The following is a 21,494-nucleotide window of genomic DNA, read 5'->3' as shown; positions in this document are numbered from 1 at the left end:
ATCAGATACTTTCCCCTGTTACCCCAAATGAAGCATGATGATTTTTCTAGGGATTGCCACAAATACCCATCTGATGTACATTAGAAGCAATGAAATAAGTGAACCGGGAGCTCAATGAAGTTGGGCTGAGAGAGTGGCCTTGTGCTGCTGACCGTACATCTGATCTGGGTAATGCCAGCGTAGAGAACATGGATTTGCGATATGTAAGGGTGAATTGTGGGAATGAACGTGGATGAACAACAGACCTCTTTGAACTGTGGTGGTGTATCTGCCAGGGCGGAGGGGTGCTGGTTGATATTACGTATTTTCGACATCCATCCAATACATCATTGTGAAGATTGTCCACTGTGCGTGAGGCCTGCCCGGAACCGGGGAGGCTTTTTCGTTTATTTTGATAACCCCCACAGGGAACAAAGGAAGGACGTAGAGAACATGGCAACAACAGCAGGGAACAAGCGATTGAAACTAACGGATATTCTGGTAACCATCGTGATCGCAGTAGTGTTTGGGGTGATTTACAAGATATGGGGACCTACATATGACTTGATGAAACCATTTGGCGTTCATGCGGAGCAGATGATCTACGGCATGTGGTTTATGGCGGGCACGTTTGCTTTTGTTATCATTCGTAAACCAGGCGTGGCTATTCTTGCCGAAGTTGCGGCATCAACGGTAAGTGCTTTTCTGGGTAGTGAATGGGGCATGTCCACACTTGTATACGGTCTGTTGCAAGGATTGGGAGCCGAGATATTCTTCGCCGCATTTTTGTATCGCAAAACCAATCTGTTTGTCACCTGTCTTGCAGCCATAGGAGCCGCAGCGGCTTCGCTTTTGCTGGATTATCAGTACGGGTATATTGATTCACTCTCGGCCTGGAACTACACGTTATTTATCGGATTCCGCTTCATCGGAAGCATCTTGATTGCAGGAGTGTTCGCTTATTATCTCGCCAAAGCATTGGAACTGACCGGTGTGACACGCTCACTTAGACCGGTATCCAAACAAGATTATGAGGCGCTGGATTAGATGAGCGGAGAGGAGAATTCGCAAGCGGTAAGTGTAACTAATCTAAGATGCAAGTTCCCGGGAGAGAAAGCCTTGGTATTTCAAGGCTTGTCTCTTTCTGTGCGTCAAGGAGAGAAAGTGCTGTTGCTTGGCCCAAGTGGCTCCGGTAAATCGACGTTATTGCAAATTCTGAGCGGTCTGATACCACGTTCGGTTGAGATTCCGATGAAATGTGATGATATTCAGGTTCCCGCCCAAGCAGGAGTGGTCTTTCAAGATCCGGATACCCAGTTCTGTATGTCCTTTACGGATGAAGAGATCGCATTTGTTCTGGAAAACCGAAATATTCCGCGTGAAGAGATGCCTGCTCTGATTGAATATTATCTGAAACAAGTGGGGTTATCCTTTGAACAGAATCGTGTATTGATCCAGTCCATGTCTCAGGGGATGAAGCAGCGTCTTGCGATTGCTTCGATGCTTGCCATGGACCCGGAGGTATTGTTTTTGGATGAACCCACTGCACTTCTGGATGATGAGGGGACTTCCCAGGTATGGGATACCGTCAAACGGATCGCCAGTGACAAAACGATCATCATCGTTGAACACAAAATAAACAAGATTGTGGATATGGTCGACCGCATCATTGTATTATCACCTGAAGGAAAGATTGTGGCGGATGGGCCAGCACAGCAGGTATTTACAGATGAACGGGGCAAGCTGAAGGCTTATGGAATCTGGTATCCGGGTGTGTGGGATGAGCACGAGCAGGCAGCTAAGGAAGAAGAGGGAAGTACTTCTGGAGAGCTTCAAGTGTGTGTGGACCACGGCATCTCAAGTTTGGAAGCACAGCAATCGTCTGGCTTATCCGATACACCGGGTATATCCCTCATCTCTCACGTCTCATCCTTATCACCTGTATCACCCGGCTATCTGCCTGCACTGGACTTGCAACAGTTCACCGGATGGCGTGGGAAAACACCCTTCATTCAGGTAGAACAGGCCAAAGTATGGCATGGGGATTGGATTGGTATTGTCGGAGCTAATGGAGCTGGCAAGAGTTCATTGTTGTTATCTCTGATGAGTATCCTGAAAACAACAGGTCATTATGAGGTGGACGGTCAGCCTTCTGGCAAAACGGAGCAGCTTGCAGATCGAATTGCGTTTGTATTTCAGAACCCGGAGTTTCAATTTGTGACCAACACGGTCGCGGAAGAAGTGGAATTCTCATTGCTGGGGGGCAGGCTGACAACGGAAGAAAGACTTGTCAGGACTGATCATATGTTGAATCAATTTGGGCTAATAGCCCTCTCCGAGCGCCATCCCTACCAATTATCGATGGGGCAGAAACGACGCTTGAGCGTTGCCTCTGCACTGGTGAGAGAGCAGCGAATACTGCTGTTGGATGAACCTACTTTTGGACAGGATGCCCGCAATACGTTTGCCATGTTAGCACAGCTGGAGCAATTGCGGAGAGAGGGAACAGCCATTGTTATGGTTACCCATGATCGTGAAATCGTAAAAAGATATTGCACCCGAATCTGGATGGTAGATGAGGGGAGGTTATCTGATGCAACTGTCGTTTCCTCACCGTGAAACCTGGCTTCATAACGTCAATCCGGGATTAAAGATGATCATTCTGACGATGATGTTTGTCATCGTTATCCTCATTCACAATCTGAATGTAATGACCAACGTTGCGATGGCGATGATGTTATTACTGTGCTGGACAGGTCATCCGTGGTACAGATTGATACTGTACGCATCACCATTCATTCTGGTGTTTATCTCGACGTCTACAGGTATGATGATGTTTGGTAAGGGCGAGACCACATGGTATAAGTGGGGACTGATCCACATAACCGAAGAGAGTTTCTATCGCGGTCTACACTTGGGTTTTCGCTCGTTGACTATGGCCGCGGCTGGGTTACTCTTTGGTCTTACGACCAAGCCTGTCAGACTGTTTTATTCTCTGATGCAGCAGTGGAAGCTTCCGGCGAAATACGCCTATAGCTTTCTGGCCGCGATGCGCATGATCCCCATTTTGCTGGATGAATTCCAGACGCTCCGTTACGCGATTCGTATTCGTGGAACACAGCAACGTGGCTCTCGCTGGAATGTGTATCGTACACTCAAGCGTTACGCTATTCCGCTGCTGGCACAGAGTATTCGCCGTGCACAGCGAATGGCGGTAGCGATGGAAGCGAAAGGGTTCACAGATGGCGCGAGCCGCACGTATTACATTCAGATTGGCTATTCGCGAGCTGATCTGTGGTTTGTATTTTATTATATGCTCACCTTAACAGCGGCTTATTACATCGGGATTACCTTTCCTTATCATGCTACGATGGTGGATGTAAGGTAATACGGGCAGATAGATAGAAATATATTGAGGTAAACGGTAACTTTTTCCTTTTTACTGCGTCTCTATTGGAAATAACTTCTAATGAATGGGGATGAACGAGAGTGAAGACGGGTCCTGACTGGCAGAGAACGGGGTACAAATGGATTACCATGACTGGATTATCAGCTGTGCTGTTGACGGGCTGGATGCTGCTGGATTCCAAAATGGTCGCCCTTGAAGGACAAGCTTTGCCTACAACGCCACAAGCATTGGGGGCAAGTTCCCAAGTCTTAACTGCAAAGTTAGCTTACAAACAAGGAGACACCGTTACGCTTATTAATGACATCCCTCTGTTCAAAAACAGAAGGGACGGCAGTGTGGCTGCTGACAAGCTGGGGATTGAATACTATACAACAAAAAACGAAAAGTATACGTTGGCCTCGGTTCGAGGTGAGTGGGTGCAGCTTAAGTCAACCGATCATGGAGACTTTTGGCTGCCAAGTTGGTATGCCCTGAAGGAGAGCAGAAGTATGACGGAAACAGCTCCCCAAAGCTTCACACTCCAATCAGGCAGCAAGTTGTATCTGGTTCCAGATAGTTCTACAACTTGGTCTAGTGAGAAAGCGCTAACAGATAAGGCTGTTATTGTTGCAAAGTGGAAAGGCTGGTATGGGGTCTCCATTGCCCCACGAGTCTGGAATAAAGAATCTTTCACGTATCGGCCAGGACTCTTCTGGATCAAGGCACAGGCTATAGAACAGCGGATGAATGTGGCTGATGGCTGGTTCATTCAGGAGGCATCGTTGCCAACTTCGGTTATACGCCATCTGACAGATATGAAGCTGAACAATGCAATCACCTCCAAACAAGTGGCTGGGTGGTTAGGCGAACCGGATTGGAAAGAGAGTTCAAGCAATTTGAATGATACTGGTTATGCAATGAGTATTGGGCAGACCTGGAGATATGAGCGGGAAGATGCACAATTTCTGGTCACATTCAACAAGAATGGCAAGGTGGTCAGGACACGCTGGAATCTACCACAGGATGAACGAAATGTTGTGGTTTCTGATTGGAACATCAGTCGGGCCGATGAATATGGGTTCACGACAAAAATGTATGGCACAACACTGCCAACGACAATCCCTTGGAAACCGGTATGGACCAACCAGGGGGATATTAACTACACTTTTTTACAAGCAGCCACGGATGACGTGCTCCTGATGAAAGGCGATGACGGTGGATTTAGCGGAGGTTACTACGAAGGTTCCATATATGCCCTTGACCGACATTCCGGCCAGCAATTATGGGGGATTAACGGGGGTTTTGGAAGACAGCAGGCAGAGGTGGATGCAGAGCGCAAATACGTTACAATCTACACCGATTATGACCCTGATAAGAAAAAATACGTGGATCGTATTCGTCATCTGAACTTGAAGAACGGAAAGGTCATGTGGACGTACACTCCTAAGCAAAATTTTAGACTAAATGGCATCACCGCTGCTAAGAACGTTGTGGTTGTGGATAACCCGGTTGTTGAGAGCTCAAGCAACAGTTGGTTAACGGTTCTGGACAGTGCAAACGGAAAAACATTGTGGACGCGAAAACTGGCTACAGGTTATGAATTATTGAACAAGAGTGCAGATGACCCCTATGTGTTGTATTGGGAAAAGAATAAGCTGGTTGCAGCCGATCCGCAATCAGGGCGAACCGTATGGAGCTTAAAGGGCAAACGATCCACCATAGAACAATTTTGGAATGATCCATATACTGGTGGAATTGAACGTCTTGATCCCTTTGCAACCACGAATGCTGAAAGATGGCTATCACTAGATAATCAGTGGCTTCTGCTTGATCTGAACACGGGGAAAAAGCTTGCCCAATTCCCTGCTCGGGTAGGACAGAGATTTGAGGAGCTGAATGATGGCATGTTGTTGATCCGTGAGAACAAGAATGGCAATCATTACGGAGAATATGAAGATTTTATAACTACCCTGTATGATGCCAAGACAGGCAAAATACGCTGGACGCTCAAGGGCAAGATTGAACGAGGACTGGTGGAAGAGGATCAGTTGTATGTGATTAAGAACGGTTATCCAGCGGCTGTGGATTATAAAACGGGGGAGACGCGTTGGAATGCCAAAGATACGATTGCAACACTAAGGCATCCGACGAATCAGGGAAGTTATCTGGTCATTGATGATCAGTTGCTGTTGCCCATGGACGAAAATCTTCTCGTGATGAATAAAAAGAATGGAGCACTGTTAGGTCGTATACATGACGTTGTGATGGGAAACCCGGAGCACCGGGACCGGGATGCGAAGAATGGAATGATTAACCGGATCGGTAATGAAGTGTATGTGGGTTCGTCCAATGGACGTTTTCGTGTATATGAAGCCAGCCGCCTGCAGGAGGCAATCTCACCTTAAAAGCTTGTCTCGTAAGGGATGTTGATTTATTATAAATGAACAGGCTTGCTCGCGCTCCGGTTATCGGCTGTGCGGGCTTTCTTCATGTGTTCTTGAAGAACCATGCATGATCATTCACGGGAGGACTCTCCATGATCTCATTATATGGTGTAAGCAAACGTTATAACGAGCGCGGTTCCCGTGCAGATCAGGGATTCGAAGCATTAAGCTCGGTGTCCCTCGAAGTGGGACAAGGAGAAATACATGGCATCATCGGATCGAGTGGTGCAGGCAAATCCACGCTTCTGCGGATGCTCAACGGATTGGAAAAGCCGGATGATGGTGAAGTTGTTGTGAATGGGCAGCACTTGACCCAGATGAATGAACAGAGTCTGCGTCAGGCACGAAGATCCATTGGCATGATCTTTCAACACTTCAATCTTGTCAGTAACCGAACGGTGAGTGGCAATGTCTGCATGCCATTGGAGCTTGCGGGTATGCCCCGTGCGCAGCGAGTTGAACGTGGACTTGAGGTGCTACGGTTTGTTGGACTGGAAGACAAGGCGGGTCAATATCCTGCTCAGCTTAGCGGAGGACAGAAGCAACGTGTGGCGATTGCACGAGCGCTGGCCAGTCGTCCGGATGTGCTGCTCTGTGATGAACCGACCTCTTCGCTGGATCCACAGACCACGAACGGTATCCTGGATGTGCTGCGTCATATCAATGAAACGCTGGGCGTGACCATTGTTGTAGTAACGCATGAGATGGAAGTGGCTCGCAGACTATGTCACAGGATATCCGTCATGAAGGATGGGCGACTCGTTCGTACGTTGTCTAAAGCGGAAGTGAGCAGTATCCCTGCTCCGCAGCCTGATCTGTTGACCTCCTTGCTTGCGGGTGACGAATACGGGATGACAGGTTCGTCTCTGTTCCGTCAGGCAGAACAGGAGGACAAGTCATGAGGTTACCTGAGTCTGTGCTGAAATATCAGCATGAGATATGGCAGGCGATCGGAGAGACTTTTGTCATGGTGGGTATCTCCATTGCGGCAGCTGTTCTGATTGGGTTACCTCTGGGTACACTGCTGTACTTATTCCGGAGAGGACAACGGTATCAGAATCAAACGCTGTCCTTTGTACTCGGCAGTGTCGTTAACATCGTTCGTTCGTTTCCGTTCTTACTGCTGGTTGTATTCATGATTCCATTCACACGGATTGTTGTGGGAACGTCCATAGGTACGTTGGCGGCAACCGTGCCACTCTCGGTCATTGCAATTGCCTACTACGCCAGACTGGTGGAACAAGCATTGCTGGATGTACCGAGGGGAGTGGTTGAAGCTGCTGCTTCCATGGGGGCATCGACGATGCAACTTGTGGTGAAGTTTTTGTACGTGGAGGCACGATCTGGTCTTGTACTGGGACTCACAACAGCTACGATTAGCTTCATCTCCTACTCGACGGTGATGGGTATTGTAGGTGGCGGCGGGGTTGGTGACTTTGCCATTCGCTACGGTTATCAGCGCTTCGAAACGGAGATTATGGTATTTACGATCATCATTATGATTATCCTGGTACAGATGATCCAATTCACAGGTAGCAGACTGTCCCACTGGTTGGATCGCAGATCCTGAACGGTTGGACCGTGCATTGCATTATTAAGAATAACCAATACAGATTATACGATGAGGGGTAGACATGAAATGAAAGTGAAAATGATGCTTATGTTGCTTGCAGTAATGCTGGTTGTCGCTGCTTGTGGCAAAAAAGAAGAAACACCTGCGGCTGAAGGAACAAAAGAAGATACACAAGCTGCACAAGAAGTTACGCTAAAAGTAGCCACGTTGATTCCACCGATGACAGACGTACTGGATATTGTTAAACCGCTTTTGAAGGAAGATGGCGTCAACCTGGAAGTTGTTGTGCTGTCAGATAACGTTCAACCAAATACGGCACTCGCGAATAAGGAAGTGGATGCAAACTTCTTCCAACACGTGCCTTACATGACCCAGTATAATGAAGCGAACAATGCCAATCTGGTGGCTGTACAGCCTATCTATAATGCCATCTATGGCGGCTACTCCAAAAAGTACAAAACGATTGAGGAATTGCCCGAAGGTGCAACGATTGCAATTGCAAACGATCCTTCCAACATTGGTCGCTCTCTTGTGATGCTGGAGCAGAACGGGTTGATTAAGCTGAAAGAGGGCGTAGGTTTTAACGCCACACAGGCAGACATCACCGAGAATACAAAGAACTTCAAGTTTGAGGAAGTGGACTTGTTGATGCTGGCTCGGATGATGGATGATGCTGATCTGGTAGCCATGACACCGGCATATGCCAGTCCGCTCGGTCTTACACCGAAGAAGGATGCACTGTTAACCGAGAAGGATGATTCCCATTTTGCAATTACCATGGTTGCCCGTGAGGATAACAAGGACTCCGAAGCGATCCAGAAGCTGGCTAAACGCATGGCGGGTCCAGAGGTCAAAGCCTTCTTCGAAGAGAAATATGCAGATATTGCGATCCCGGCATTTAAATAGAGAATACGTTGGTCCAATGTAAATAACCTTTAGATCTGAGCGATAATGCTTGGATCTTTTTTTGTCATCCGAGTGCTTATTAACAAGTATTTAAAAATTTAACAATTTGGTCATATCCCCGGAACACTTTATTTAATAGTTTTTTCGTATAATTTGTTTGAAAATAGTTCTTTTGGATTATAAATTAAGAGATTTGTTCGAGTTTTGTAGTGTAAAGAGTGTTTTTCACAAGAAGTGAGACCTAGTTTTTTGAAAAGATGGTTTACAATCTATGAGAGCTATACAAGAGCTATATAAGTTGTATGAATCATTCAGCAAGTGGCAGGTTGTTCTGTCATCGGAGTGGCAAGTGTAAATAATCACTAGTTCAACTTATAAGTAGATCAAGTAAAACTAAAATTTATCTGGAAGAGGTAGAGAAATTTGTCCCGAAAAAATAGCAAATCGACCTGGTTCAACAAGATGCATAAGAACTTTAAGACCAAGCTGGTGGTGTCCTTTATTGCTTTCCTGGCCATTCCTTCGTTAAGTATTGGAGTTTTATCGTATAACAGTGCAAAAGATGAAGTGGAGAAGCAAATTTTACATAGTGCGATGGAAAATGTGAACCTTGCCAGTGCAACGATAGATCTTTCAGTCAATGCCAAGCGGAACCACATTGAATATTATGCGAGTACACTCGCGGAGCAATTGCGTCAAGAAGATGCCGAGGTTCGGGTTGTGAACGAATTGAAGGGGTATGCCGCACAGAACAAAGATATCATCACCATAGGTGTAGGCACAGAGGCAGGTGTGTATCTGATGTCCTCTGATGCGGAGATGCCTGAAGATTACGATCCGCGAACAAGACCATGGTACACAGAAGCGATGGGTACTCCACAGCAGGTCATTGTTACAGACCCTTATGTTTCTGCCGAGACAAAAGAGATTACCATTACGATTGCGAAGGCACTGGAAGACCAATCTGGTGTGGTCCAATTGGATCTCAATCTGGCGGACATTAGTCAATTAGTTAGCGGAATTAAAGTTGGAGAAAAGGGACATCTGATTCTGCTGGATGCCAGCGAAAAGTATATCTATCATCCGACGATGCAACCTGGAACAGATGCAACAGAAGATTTTTGGACACAAGTGTATACGAATGAATCCGGTAATTTCAACTATACCTTTGATCAGGTTGATAAGGTCATGTATTACGCCACGAATGCATCCACGGGATGGAAGGTCGCTGGCACCATGTTCTCCTCTGAAGTTGAGGATGCCGCTGCACCTATTCTGAATCGAACGATTATGGTCATCGTTTCTTGTCTTGTCATCGGAATTTTGATCATCTGGCTGGTGATGCGATCGATTGTTAAACCGATCCGTCAGTTGAAGGATCAGGCGATTCAGGTGAGCGAAGGGGATCTAACCCAGACCATAATAAGTACAAGCCATGATGAAATAGGTGAACTGAGTGAGGCTTTTGGCAAAATGCAGCACAATCTGCGTGTGTTGATTCAAAATGTGGAGAACAGCGCCAGTCAGGTAGTCATCTCATCGGATGAAATGACTCAGAGTGCGGAATCAACCAGTGCAGCCAGTGAGCAGGTAGCGCGAGCCATTCAAGAAATTGCGAGTGGTGCGGAGAAACAGACCGAAGGTATTGAACATAACCATCAGGCCATGAATGAAATTACGATTGGTATTACAAGAATCGCCGAACGTTCCATACATGTCGCTGATTTGGCGAAACATACAACCGTACAAGCAGAAGAAGGCGGCAACACCGTCAAGCAGACGGTGAGTCAGATGCAATCGATTCAAGAGACAGTAGAACAGACAAACCAATTGATTCAGGCGTTATATGAACGATCACACCAAATTTCAGCGATCACGGAGTTAATCGGAAATATAGCCAAACAGACAAACCTGCTCGCGCTGAACGCATCCATTGAAGCTGCTCGTGCAGGTACACATGGCAATGGATTCGCAGTTGTAGCAGCAGAGGTTCGCAAGTTGGCAGAGCAATCCGGGCAGTCCGTCAATGAAATCACCGTGCTGACTACGGCGGTACAGGAAGATATGGCTGCTTCCGTTCGCATGATGGAGAAGGTGACTTCAGAGGTTGGAGAGGGCATGGACATCTCTACAGAAGCGATTCGGAAGTTTGAACGTATTCTGGATAGCATGCGGGAAACGACACCTCAGATTGAAGAGATTGCTGCCACATCGCAAGAGATCACAGCAGGTGTGCAGGAAGTATCTGCTGTATCCAATGAGTTGGCAGGCATTGCGTCAGGCAACGCCGCAACTTCCGAAGAAGTGGCCGCTTCCTCAGAGGAGCAACTGGCAGCGATGGAGCAGATTTCTTCCTCGGCTCGTGGCTTGTCTACCCTGGCTGAAGAGCTGCAGCGTCTGATTAGACAGTTTAAGTATTAAACGGGATCGTAGAAGAGAGTATCATACAGGGACAGCATCACATCATGTTTCATTAGAGGGAGTGGACAACCATGCAACTGGAACTCAAAGCCTTCTTACTGCTAACGGATGCGGTCATGATTACAGATGAGGAGGGTGTGATTCTGGATGTGAATTCCGTTTATGTAACCAAAACAGGATTCTCACGGGAGAGCACCATAGGTCAGCCTGCCCGATTGTTAATGGATACCCACTGGAGAGGAAATCAGACCTGGTCCGGCGTAGCCAAACTGATGAAGGCTGATCAGGAAGTGTGGGAAGCCCAAGTTACGATTACATCGGTTCATTTGGATGATTCTCTTTTTTATATCAGCATATTTAATGATGAATTTTCATGAAAAAAAACGTTGTTTGGTGATAAGGGGATGTTAGCTGAAAGTAGTAATTATTTTCAAAAAAATGGTCAATATCGTCAATTGAATAAGGGAGCACGGCATACTATGATTTGTGTACTGAGGAACTGCGACCATGAATCTGACAACATTCATTGAATGCATGAAATCCTGAAGTCGTAATGTGGACGGTGACCATTTGCTACGCGATCTTGTATTAAATTTCACGCTAATTTTGATCTTTGTTTTCCTAATTCATCACTATCTGAACCATACAAATGCTACCCGTTCAACATCCATCACGACTCGGATCATTATTGGTATTACGCTGAGCATGTTGGGCACGGCGCTCTATTATTTCTCTATTGTGCTTGAGGATGGTACATTGTTGAATTTCCGGGCCATTGTGTATCTGCTTGCTGCTTATTTTGGTGGGAGTGGCTCTGCTTTCGTTACTTTTGCATTCATGTGGATGTTTCGGATTAATATGGGGCGTAATCCCTTGTTGGAGAACTGGCAGTATGCGTTGACAGAGTTATTATTTGTTGTAGCCATATGTCTGATCTTTAAGTATATCAGGGGATTTATACAGAAGTGGTTGTCCGGAGCGTTGCTGTTGATTACTGTGTATGAGTTTTCTGCACTAAAGACCAATTCCCCTTCTCTGCTAATGATGGGGCAGATTCTCTTTTTTCAATGTATCTGCCTGCTCTCCGTTATATTATTCCTGTATTATCTGAACCAAAATCATCGATATAGGAGATTGGTCATTCAGAGGGATCAGGAAATGCTAGAGATGCTTCGTATGCAGCCGGGTTTTACTTTTAAAATCCGAAAACAGAACGGAAAATTCGAGTATCTTGTGCTTGAGGGAGAGATGCTCTCCCGACTGGGCTTGGATATGAGTAGTCTGAAGCAAGATTACAAACTGGGCACATTGGATATTTTACCTCAGGAAAAGGTAGAATTTCTGCGAAAGCAGTTTAACCGGGCATGGGAAGGGGAGTCTTTCTTTTACGAGATTGAGCATGGAGGTTACTATTCGCTGGTGAACGTTCGCCCTCTGCGAGAAGAGGGTGTGGTGAAATATGTCGTGGGATATGGACTTGATATTACGGAGCACAGAGCGGTTAAACGAAGGATTCAAGAAAGTGAAGAGCGATATCGAACACTTGAGCGGGTGTCGGCAGACTGGCTTGTCGGTTTGGATAACAACAGATGTATTGTGTCGGTGAATCAGAAATTTCTGGATGTTCTCGGTCTCGGCAGGCAGGAAGTGATTGGGCGTCAGCTTGAAGAATTGTTGTTCATTGAGCAGCTGGAGAACTGGTTGTTCGTTTTCCAAAAAGCCTTACATCACAATGTACCTCAGGATACGGAATTGAGTCTCATTGTTGGAGAAGGTCATGAGCAGCATGTTCGGGTTCACCTATCCCCTGTTAAAGTATTAAACTCGAGTGAGAAAATTAAGGCAGTCATTCATGACATTTCGGATCACTATAGACGTGTTAAGGCCGACAAAGCAAGCCAGGCAAAGAGTGAGTTTCTCGCATTCATGAGCCACGAGATTCGTACCCCACTGAGCGGTATTATCAACTTTTCGTTGTTGCTTCAACGGACAGATCTATCTCCACAACAAAAGGATTATTTGAGTAAAATCAATGCGTCCTCCCAAACCTTGCTTGCCCTCGTAAATGATATTCTTGATTTTTCGAAAATTGAGGCAGGCAAGCTGATGTTGGAGAAGGTCTCTTTTTCACCAGAGGATGTGATCAAACGTGTGGCAGATCAGATCGGTGTGGCCATCGGGCACAAAGATATCGAAGTGATTTTTACAACCGATCCTGATCTGCCATTAACGGTGATTGGTGATCCGTTCCGACTTGAACAGGTGTTATTGAATCTGCTCAGTAATGCGATTAAATTTACGGAGCATGGATATGTAACGTTGCAGGCAGAGGTTCTTTCATTGGAGGCGGAGCGAGTTCATGTCCGTTTTGAGGTACAGGACACGGGAATCGGAATGTCACCCGAACAATTGGAACGGCTCTTTGTCCCGTTTACTCAAGCGGAACCCTCGACGTATCGAACATATGGTGGCTCTGGTCTTGGGCTGGTCATCTGTTACCTTCTGGTCACCTCTTTGGGAGGAAGCTTGCGGGTGGATAGTGTTTTGGGAGAGTACAGTCTGTTTTCATTCGACTTGATATTTGAACTTGCAGATTCGGAAGAAGAAGAGAGTTTCTCCCTGCAGACACACCCTCTCCTATATGGTGCGAATGATGTGGTTATCATTGAAGATGATGAACGGATGGGGGCAAATTTGAAGCAGCTGCTCTATTCATTCGGGATGAATCCGACGCTGTATACTTCCTTGAACCATATGATGGAAAGTGATTGGTATGTCCATCATGTAGATGGGGCAAGTTCCATGATCATGATGATGGATATGGATGCAGAGGAGACCGTCAACGGATCGTCATGGGACAGTTTCATGAAGCGAATGAATCAAACCAAATTTCAAATGGTGGGTTATACCCATGCTTTTAGTGAAAATGCCCTGTGGAGTGAGGAGAGATCCTTTCGCCCGGATCTCATGATGATCAAACCGATTACACGTCTGGGATTGTTCGAAGTATTACTTGCACTTCAGGGTGAAGGGCCATTGGAGAAAAAGCGGATGATAGAAGGTGATGAATCCTACTTGCTTAAATCCAAAGGGCACATTCTGGTCGCTGAAGATCATGAAATCAATCAACTGGTCATTCGGGCCATGCTGGAACATACCGGATTCAAGGTGACACTGGCAGACAGTGGCACAGAGGTTTTGAAGAAATTGGACGAACAAACATGGGAACTGATTCTGATGGATCTCTATATGCCAGATATGAACGGAATTGATGCAGCGCGACACATTAGGAAGATGAGGAAATATGATCGTACACCCATTATTGCGCTTACAGCGAATGGTTTAAAAAGGGACCATGAATTATATCTTGAAGCAGGTATGAATGCCATCCTGACTAAGCCCATACATGAACAACAGCTCGCAGACATTTTGGAAATATGGATTGATCTAAAAGGCATAAGGGAGATCAATGGAATTGATGCAGATAAGGCGATCAGACAGATGGACGGCAAACCGCATATTCTGCAATATGCGCTCACGAAATTCAGAATGGAGTATGGCTCGTTTCAGAAAAAATTGGCGATTCAGCTTCAGCAACAGCAGATTGCTGATGTAATTCGTAGTGTTCATTCTCTTCGAGGCGTAGCTGCGAATCTGCATGCAGTGGACCTGATGTGTGCGGTTCTCCAATTGGAATCGCTCTTGTCCCGTCCGTTATTCAAAGATGAGGAACAGCGTTCAGTATTGGAGAAGGTACAACAGGAAATTGATAAAATTACCGAGTCTCTTCCATGGTGATCGGAATGAAGCTATGTTGTTTTAAGGTGTGAACTTATATCCGACCCCCCAGATGGTTTGAATGTATTGGGGGTTTTTTGGATTGTCCTCAATTTTTTTGCGAAGCTTGGTAATGTGCACATCGATGGTGCGATCATTAATGTACGCATCAATACCACGAATGGCTTCGATCAGGGCATACCGACTGTAGACTTTGCCAGGATTGAGGATAAACAGCTTCATGATCTCAAATTCGGAGAACGTCATCTCCACGCGCTGGTTATTCAACAAAACAGTTCTTCGGGCCAGATCGAGAGATATTCCGGATTCCTGTTCAGTGACAACAGAGCTGTTCAATATAGAGTAACGACGCAATACGGCCTCAATACGTGCCTTCAGCTCCTGCATGCTGAAAGGCTTACATACATAGTCATCAGCCCCATCTGTTAATGATCGAATACGCTCAGAAACTTCGGTTAAGGATGAGATGACAATGATGGGGATTGCCGTATGTTGGCGCATGAGAGAACTAGGATTCTTATTACCCGAATCAGGGAGCATCAAGTCAAGAAGCAGGATATCAGGCCGCGCTTGAAGCTGTAGAAGACCATCTCTTGCGTTATCGACACGGATAACATCATACCCTTCACCTTGCAAATACAAGGATAATGTATCGCCTAACATGTTGTCGTCCTCTATGATAAGCACTTTCGTCATGATATTCCTTTCTGAACCCCCTTCTTGAAGAAGGACTAAGATCCATGGATTACTTAATATACCTGATATTTAAAACATGCAACATGAGGATGTCAAGGCTCTAACATGACTCCAAGAAGGTGAGAGACTCCGATTTAATGCTTGCCAAGATGTGGATCAGCTTCACGCTCGATCAGGCGCATCAATTTACGCTCGGTAGCGCTCTCTGGCGCAGGGGTGTAGACACTGCAACGCAGATCGGAACTACCCTGAACCTGCAACGAAGTCAGATCAAACAACATTTTGCCTGCTTTGGAATGCCTGAATTCGATTAATACGTCCGGGGCACTACTGACGCTGCTTTGTTTCCAAAGGGTATGAAAATCGGGATGTCTGTTCATCATGTCATCCAAAAATAAATTATACCATTCATCATCAACATACTGGCCATAGTAAGCACGAAAAATCGCCAGAAATCCGCTAACAAAATCCTCCCAGTTCACCGCGAGCCTGCGAAACTCCTTTCGATCAAATAACAGACTGATCATATTCCGTTGTTCGGGGGCAATCTGTTCAAAATCCATAAAAACATGCCGGGCTGCATCATTCCAGCCGACAATGTAACAACGCCGATCCGAGATCACGGTAGGACAGTGATGAAGCTCTTGCAAAATTTTCTGCAAAGAAGGGTGAAGTTGAACCGGTTCTTCTTCTAGTGTTGGCAGCTCCGTATGATGCTCCATGGCGAGCGAAAACAGATACTTTCGTTCATCGGCAGTAAGCCTCAGTGCCGAAGCAATGTTGTCCAACACGGAATGGGATACCTGAATATCCCGACCTTGTTCAAGCCAGGTATACCATGTTGTACTCACTCCTGCCAGTTGGGAAACCTCTTCTCTCCTCAGCCCAGGCGTTCTTCTCCGACTTCCAGTGGGTAAACCGACCGATTCGGGAGAAATTTTGGAACGCTGTGTTTTCAGAAAAGTGGACAATGCCTGCAACCTGACATCGTAGTTCAATCCATCACCTTCAATCATCGTTATCATGGTAGTCATTATACTATTATAATTGACAACTTGTAATAGGATATTCAAAAGTGCACTATTAGTGGCAGAGCGTAAGAGTAAGGTAGACAACAGCGCTGAAGGAGGATGGACATGGAACGAGTCGTGATTACAGGAATGGGAGTTATCTCTCCTTTGGGAAATGATGTAGATACATTCTGGAATGGATTAATTGAGGGTAGATCAGGTGTATCACCTATAGAACATTTTGATACAGCTTCGTACAAAACCAGAATGGCAGGAGTGGTCCGTGATTTTGATGGTGAAGAGCGTTTTGGACGCAAGGAAGCAAGACGTATGGATCGATTCGTTCAATTTGCTGTTGCTGCTGCGGATCAGGCTGTATCACAATCGGGTCTTGTGATGGATGAAATGGACCGTGAACGGGTAGGTGTATATATTGGTTCAGGCATAGGCGGCATCCAGACATTGATGGAACAAGGCAAGGTCCTGTCAGAACGGGGACCTGCGCGAGTCAGCCCAACACTGGTACCCATGATGATCTCCAATATGGCTGCGGCTATGGTCAGTATGAGGTTTGGTTGCTGGGGACCGACATTATCGCCAGTAACAGCTTGTTCCATTGGCAATACAGCCATTGGAGAGGCTTTCCGGTTAATTCGTCATGGAGGAGCCGATGTCATTATTGCTGGCGGGACAGAAGCGGCTGTAACGGAAGTGTCACTGTCAAGTTTTGGTAATGCGACAGCGTTGTCTACACGAAATGAAGCGTTCCAAGCAGCCAGCCGTCCATTTGATGCAGGGAGAGACGGTTTTGTCATGGCGGAGGGTGCAGGAATTCTGGTTGTGGAATCACTGTCTCATGCTCTAGCAAGAGGGGCGAATATTCTTGCCGAAGTGATTGGATATGGTGCCAGTTCAGATGCGTATCATATGGTAGCTACCCACCCGGAAGGACGGGGTGCATATCTGGCGATGAAAGCATCACTGAAAGAAGCTCAGATTGGACCTGAGGACATTGATGTAATTAACGCTCATGCCACCAGTACGGAAGCAGGTGATCTGTCTGAGACAAGAGCGATTAAGCAACTTTTCGGGACAGGTGCCTATGATATTCCGGTCACAGCGAATAAGTCCATGACGGGACATATGCTTGGTGCAGCAGGTGGAGCAGAGGCGATCTCACTTATTCAAAGTCTGCGGCATGGCATCATTCCTCCAACCATCAATCAGGAGCAGAGGGACCCTGAATGTGATCTGGATTATGTACCAAATGAGGCAAGAAAAGCAGAGTTGCGGATTGGGATGTCTAATTCCTTTGGTTTTGGCGGTCATAATGCGGTTATTGTTCTTCAAAAGTATTCATCTTAAGCAAAAAAGTAGCTTTAAGCAGAAAGAACAGCGTAGCCCCATCGGGCTGCGCTGTTCTTTGCTTACTTCGACTTCGGGATCATCCACATACACCGTACCATTGGTTAACGGCCGAGTGGTTGCTCAGGAAGAAAGGGATGTCGATTCCGTCATGCCTTTGTTACCTCGGCTCAACCAGCTCACACGCCAGCGGGATTGCATGAAGAGAACCAGGAACAGGGAAGCTGCTGCAATCAGGCTAAGAATGACAAAACCTGGTGTATAGGATTGATAGCTACTATACAGTTGACCGAGAATCAGCGGCAGTGCATACCCGCCCAATCCGCCAGCGGCACCTACAATACCTGTCATCAGGCCAATCTCATTGCCGAAACGTTGGGGAACCAGTTGGAACACAGAGCCATTTCCGGCTCCCAGACACATCATACCGAGGAACAACATGACTACTACAACAGGAAGCGGTGGCATGAAGGATACTCCGATTAACATGATGCAGGCTCCTGTGTACAGGAAAGTCAACATACGGGTTCCGCCAATTTTGTCCGCCAGATAACCCCCTACAGGCCGGAAGAAACTGCCTGCGATTACACAGAAGGTGGTAATGTCAGCGGCGCGAACTGGAGAGAGCCCATACTGGGTGTTGAAGAAGATGGTGAGATAGTTACATAATCCAACGAAGCCACCAAAGGTCACACAATAGAAGGCACAGAATACCCAAGCATCTTTTTGTTTAAGCAGACTTCCATATTGGGACAATTTCTTGGGTTCAGGCCGGTTAGGGCTATTCTTGGCAAAGATAGAAAAGAGGATGAATACAATAACGATCGGTATAATAGCAAGTCCGAACACAACTTCCCAGCTGCCAAAATGCGTAGCCAAGCGATTGGCAAACAACGTCGCGAGTACGGTTCCGCTGTTACCCGCCCCGGCAATACCCATGGCCAGACCCTGATGCTCCTTGCCATACCATTGGCCTGCCAGAGGTAGCGCAGCAGCAAAGGAGGCGCCTGCGACACCAAGCAAGAGTGCCACCACGTACAGTTGGCTTAAAGAGTCGACCCATAACCAGCCGAGTAACAAAGGAACTAAGGTGACGAGCATCCCGATCTGTGCGGTCAGTTTCGGACCAATATAATCAGACATGAAGCCAAGCACAAGGCGCAGGATGGAGCCGCCGAGAATAGGCAATGCGACCAGATTGGCCTTTTCCAGCGGAGTCATCGGATAATCCAACGCTATGACAACTGCGAGTGGACCAAGCATCCCCCATATCATAAAACTGATGTCAAAATACATAAACGCCCCGAAGAGGGTGGGCTTATGCCCGCTTTTCCAAAAACTTTTGCTCTCCATCATCCATCATTGCTCCTCATCCAATTGAGATCTTCGTGATTTGTCTATGTGCTTGTTAAGGCAGAAAAAGGCCGCAATTCGTCCAGATCTGAACGATTTGCGGCCCCGTTGCCGACAGGCGGTACACGTCATTGTGTTCCCGCATCTGAGTTGATCACAGCACTGTGATTTTGATTCAAATTATAATCAAGAGAAAATGTGTATGTCAATAAAAATTACATGAGATTTTAAATAATTCATTTTTTAATCGTCATTCGCATTTTTAATGTTAATTTAGTTGACATTAGATTGAGATTCCCTTAATCTGAATCTAATATGAATCCACACAAAGGCGTGTGGATTCCGGAGGCAACGGTGCCCTTTTCCGAATCATGGAGAAGGGATTTTTCTGTTTATTTTCAGGAGTGAGAGAGATAGGGGGCAGCCCATGAGCAGAAGCAAACTGGTGATTATCGGGAATGGCATGGCTGGAGTGAAGTGTGTCGAAGAGATTATCGCACTGGAGCCTGATACGTATGAGATTGTAATCTACGGCAATGAACCCCGTCCCAACTACAATCGGATCATGTTATCGAAAGTATTGCAGGGTGAGCATTCGTTACAGGATATCATTATCAATGATTGGACTTGGTATGCCGAGCATCATATACGGCTATGTACAGGTGAAACGGTACACCGCATTGATACCCGTGGAAAATATATAGAGACGGAATCCGGACTAAAAGAAACCTATGATGTCCTGATTCTGGCGACAGGGTCTTCACCTTTTATCCCACCGATTCCGGGAATTGATAAAGAGCGGGTCATGTCCTTCCGAACGATTGACGATTGTACGCGCATGTCTGATTATTCCAAAACCTATCGCAAGGCCGCCATCATTGGTGGCGGATTGCTTGGGCTAGAGGCTGCGCGCGGGTTACTGCATCTGGGCATGGAAGCTGTGGTGGTCCATAACGCACCTTACATTATGAATCGGCAGTTGGATCAGAAGGCTGCCGTGATGCTTCAGGAGGAACTTGAAGGGCAGGGTATGTCCTTTCTTTTGGCCAAAAATACGCAAAAAATCACCGGACGATCGCAGGCGCAGGGGCTGCTCTTCACAGATGGTTCCAAGCTTGAAGCTCAGGTTGTCATTGTCGCTGTAGGGATTCGGCCAAATGTGGATCTGGCCAGACGAAGTGGAATCGCAACCAATCGGGCAATTATGGTAGATGACTATATGCGCACCAGTGTACCGGATATCTACGCAGTTGGGGAATGTGCTGAACATCGGGGAATCAGTTATGGTCTGGTGGCCCCCTTATACGAACAGGGGAAGGTGCTCGCACGTACACTCTGTGGACAGGAAACACCTGAATACAAAGGATCTATTCCCTACTCACAGTTAAAGGTATCGGGGGTTGATGTTTTCTCAGCGGGTGAGATCAGTGGGGAAGGCATGCAGACCGCAATTCAACATCTGGATGGCATTCAAGGCACATATAAAAAAGTGCTGATGCAGGCTGGCAAAGTGCGTGGAGCCATTTTATTTGGAGATACAACCGAAGGAACGGCATTGCTTGGACTTGTGCAACGGGGTGCAGATGTGGCGGAATTGGCTCCGCGTGAAGGGGCTCGGGACCCGGCTGAGATGGCTGCTGCGGCATTACCGGCTCAGGAGACCGTATGTGCCTGCAACAATGTGACCAAGGCTGCGATAATGAAGGCCATTCAGGAACAGGGTCTCGAAACGGCAGATCAGGTGAAGGAGCAGACCAAGGCGTCAGGTTCATGCGGTGGCTGTCGCCCGATGGTGGCTGCTCTGTTGAAACATACGCATAACCTGAAAAATAACGGGGGTACTGGCGTGGTAGCCACACCAGACAAACCTGCTCCAATGCCTGTGTGCAGTTGTACGGCGCTTGGGCATGCAGAACTGAAGGAAATACTGGCTGACATCGATGTTCTGGAGACAGGGCTACCAGAGATATCTTTGATCTTGCAGAAGCTGGGTTGGGGTTCGGAGCTTGGTTGCACGGTATGTCGCCCCGTAATTCATTATTACTTACAGGTATCCGGTGGAACGATGGTTGTTCGAGATATCGAAGGTCACTCAGAGGTTCAGGTGCGCTGGGATGATCAGATCCCGATGTCATCCTATGCGAGAGATGCCAGGGGGTTGGCTGCACAACTTCGTGAGAGTTGGATCGGCGCTGCGATGCCGTCGCCGGTGAATATGGGAGTTGCACCAGGGCCCGGTTCGTTGGTGAGCGCACTGGTGCAGGATATTGGCTTGCTGGCTTCACCAGCTGGATGGGAGATCTACGCAGGCGGTAATGCAGAGCATCCGGTCAAACAAGGTGGCTTGATTGGGGTGGCTGAAACAGAGGTGCAAGCGGCCACACTCGCATCAGCCTGTCTTCAATGGTATCGCCAAACCGCTTGGTATGATGAGCCGTTATGGGCATGGACGGAACGATTGGGATTCATGTCGATTCGGGAAACGATGCTGGATGACCAGTTACAGAAGGAACTTGCAGCTACACTTCAAGCTGATATATAGATGAAAGGCGGGGATGGAA

Annotated in this window: 15 protein-coding genes; 12 read left to right on the top strand and 3 right to left on the bottom strand. The window is 46.9% G+C overall.

Annotation, left to right across the window (positions count from 1 at the left end):
* Positions 1-432 precede the first annotated feature (432 nt).
* The 10 genes from AC1DE7_RS15305 to AC1DE7_RS15260 all read left to right on the top strand — a co-directional run bounded on the left by AC1DE7_RS15305 (position 433) and on the right by AC1DE7_RS15260 (position 14,509).
* Complete coding sequence (locus AC1DE7_RS15305) at positions 433-1,026, top strand: ECF transporter S component (RefSeq protein ID WP_036672660.1); 594 nt, start codon at positions 433-435, stop codon at positions 1,024-1,026.
* A complete protein-coding gene (locus AC1DE7_RS15300; protein WP_477534731.1) occupies positions 1,027-2,598 on the top strand; it encodes an ABC transporter ATP-binding protein in 1,572 nt (523 codons plus the stop codon). It abuts the gene before it with no gap.
* Positions 2,573-3,367 (top strand): energy-coupling factor transporter transmembrane component T family protein, encoded by a 795-nt coding sequence (locus AC1DE7_RS15295; protein WP_315371101.1) that lies wholly within the window; start codon positions 2,573-2,575, stop codon positions 3,365-3,367. The genes AC1DE7_RS15300 and AC1DE7_RS15295 overlap by 26 nt, the downstream gene beginning before the upstream one ends.
* 101 nt (positions 3,368-3,468) lie before the next feature.
* Entirely contained in the window at positions 3,469-5,772 is a 2,304-nt protein-coding gene (locus tag AC1DE7_RS15290; protein WP_477534730.1) for an outer membrane protein assembly factor BamB family protein, read from the top strand.
* Between the two features lie 131 nt (positions 5,773-5,903).
* The gene (locus AC1DE7_RS15285; RefSeq protein ID WP_053061448.1) at positions 5,904-6,713 is read left to right on the top strand and encodes a methionine ABC transporter ATP-binding protein; all 810 of its coding nucleotides are present in this window, start codon (positions 5,904-5,906) and stop codon (positions 6,711-6,713) included.
* Positions 6,710-7,381: a methionine ABC transporter permease gene (locus AC1DE7_RS15280; RefSeq protein WP_047841707.1), complete on the top strand. Its 672-nt coding sequence runs from the start codon at positions 6,710-6,712 to the stop codon at positions 7,379-7,381. Before AC1DE7_RS15285 ends, AC1DE7_RS15280 begins: the two co-directional genes overlap by 4 nt.
* A 69-nt stretch (positions 7,382-7,450) precedes the next feature.
* The gene (locus tag AC1DE7_RS15275; RefSeq protein ID WP_036606157.1) at positions 7,451-8,290 is read left to right on the top strand and encodes a MetQ/NlpA family ABC transporter substrate-binding protein; all 840 of its coding nucleotides are present in this window, start codon (positions 7,451-7,453) and stop codon (positions 8,288-8,290) included.
* Between the two features lie 423 nt (positions 8,291-8,713).
* A complete protein-coding gene (locus AC1DE7_RS15270; protein ID WP_477534729.1) occupies positions 8,714-10,711 on the top strand; it encodes a methyl-accepting chemotaxis protein in 1,998 nt (665 codons plus the stop codon).
* A gap of 71 nt (positions 10,712-10,782) precedes the next feature.
* Entirely contained in the window at positions 10,783-11,088 is a 306-nt protein-coding gene (locus AC1DE7_RS15265; RefSeq protein WP_036672654.1) for a PAS domain-containing protein, read from the top strand.
* Positions 11,089-11,266: 178 nt separating this feature from the next.
* Entirely contained in the window at positions 11,267-14,509 is a 3,243-nt protein-coding gene (locus AC1DE7_RS15260) for a hybrid sensor histidine kinase/response regulator (RefSeq protein ID WP_477534728.1), read from the top strand.
* Positions 14,510-14,530: 21 nt separating this feature from the next.
* On the opposite strand, the gene AC1DE7_RS15255 is transcribed toward AC1DE7_RS15260, so the two are convergent.
* The gene (locus tag AC1DE7_RS15255) at positions 14,531-15,205 is read right to left on the bottom strand and encodes a response regulator transcription factor (protein WP_076253483.1); all 675 of its coding nucleotides are present in this window, start codon (positions 15,203-15,205) and stop codon (positions 14,531-14,533) included.
* A 134-nt stretch (positions 15,206-15,339) separates the two neighbouring features.
* Positions 15,340-16,203 (bottom strand): helix-turn-helix transcriptional regulator, encoded by an 864-nt coding sequence (locus AC1DE7_RS15250; RefSeq protein WP_091034663.1) that lies wholly within the window; start codon positions 16,201-16,203, stop codon positions 15,340-15,342.
* 138 nt (positions 16,204-16,341) lie between these two features.
* Here AC1DE7_RS15250 and fabF point away from each other — a divergent pair, with 138 nt between their 5' ends.
* The gene (gene fabF / locus AC1DE7_RS15245) at positions 16,342-17,580 is read left to right on the top strand and encodes a beta-ketoacyl-ACP synthase II (RefSeq protein ID WP_477534727.1); all 1,239 of its coding nucleotides are present in this window, start codon (positions 16,342-16,344) and stop codon (positions 17,578-17,580) included.
* 123 nt (positions 17,581-17,703) lie between these two features.
* Here fabF and AC1DE7_RS15240 read toward each other — a convergent pair whose 3' ends face one another.
* Positions 17,704-18,933, bottom strand: coding sequence for a nitrate/nitrite transporter (locus AC1DE7_RS15240; protein ID WP_477534750.1), 1,230 nt, complete (start codon positions 18,931-18,933; stop codon positions 17,704-17,706).
* 427 nt (positions 18,934-19,360) lie between these two features.
* Between AC1DE7_RS15240 and nirB the strand changes: the two genes are divergently transcribed.
* Entirely contained in the window at positions 19,361-21,475 is a 2,115-nt protein-coding gene (nirB, locus tag AC1DE7_RS15235) for a nitrite reductase large subunit NirB (protein ID WP_127550499.1), read from the top strand.
* Positions 21,476-21,494: the final 19 nt, after the last annotated feature.

Source organism: Paenibacillus sp. 10L310, assembly GCF_056395745.1.
This window is presented reverse-complemented; position numbering and strand designations above follow the sequence as displayed.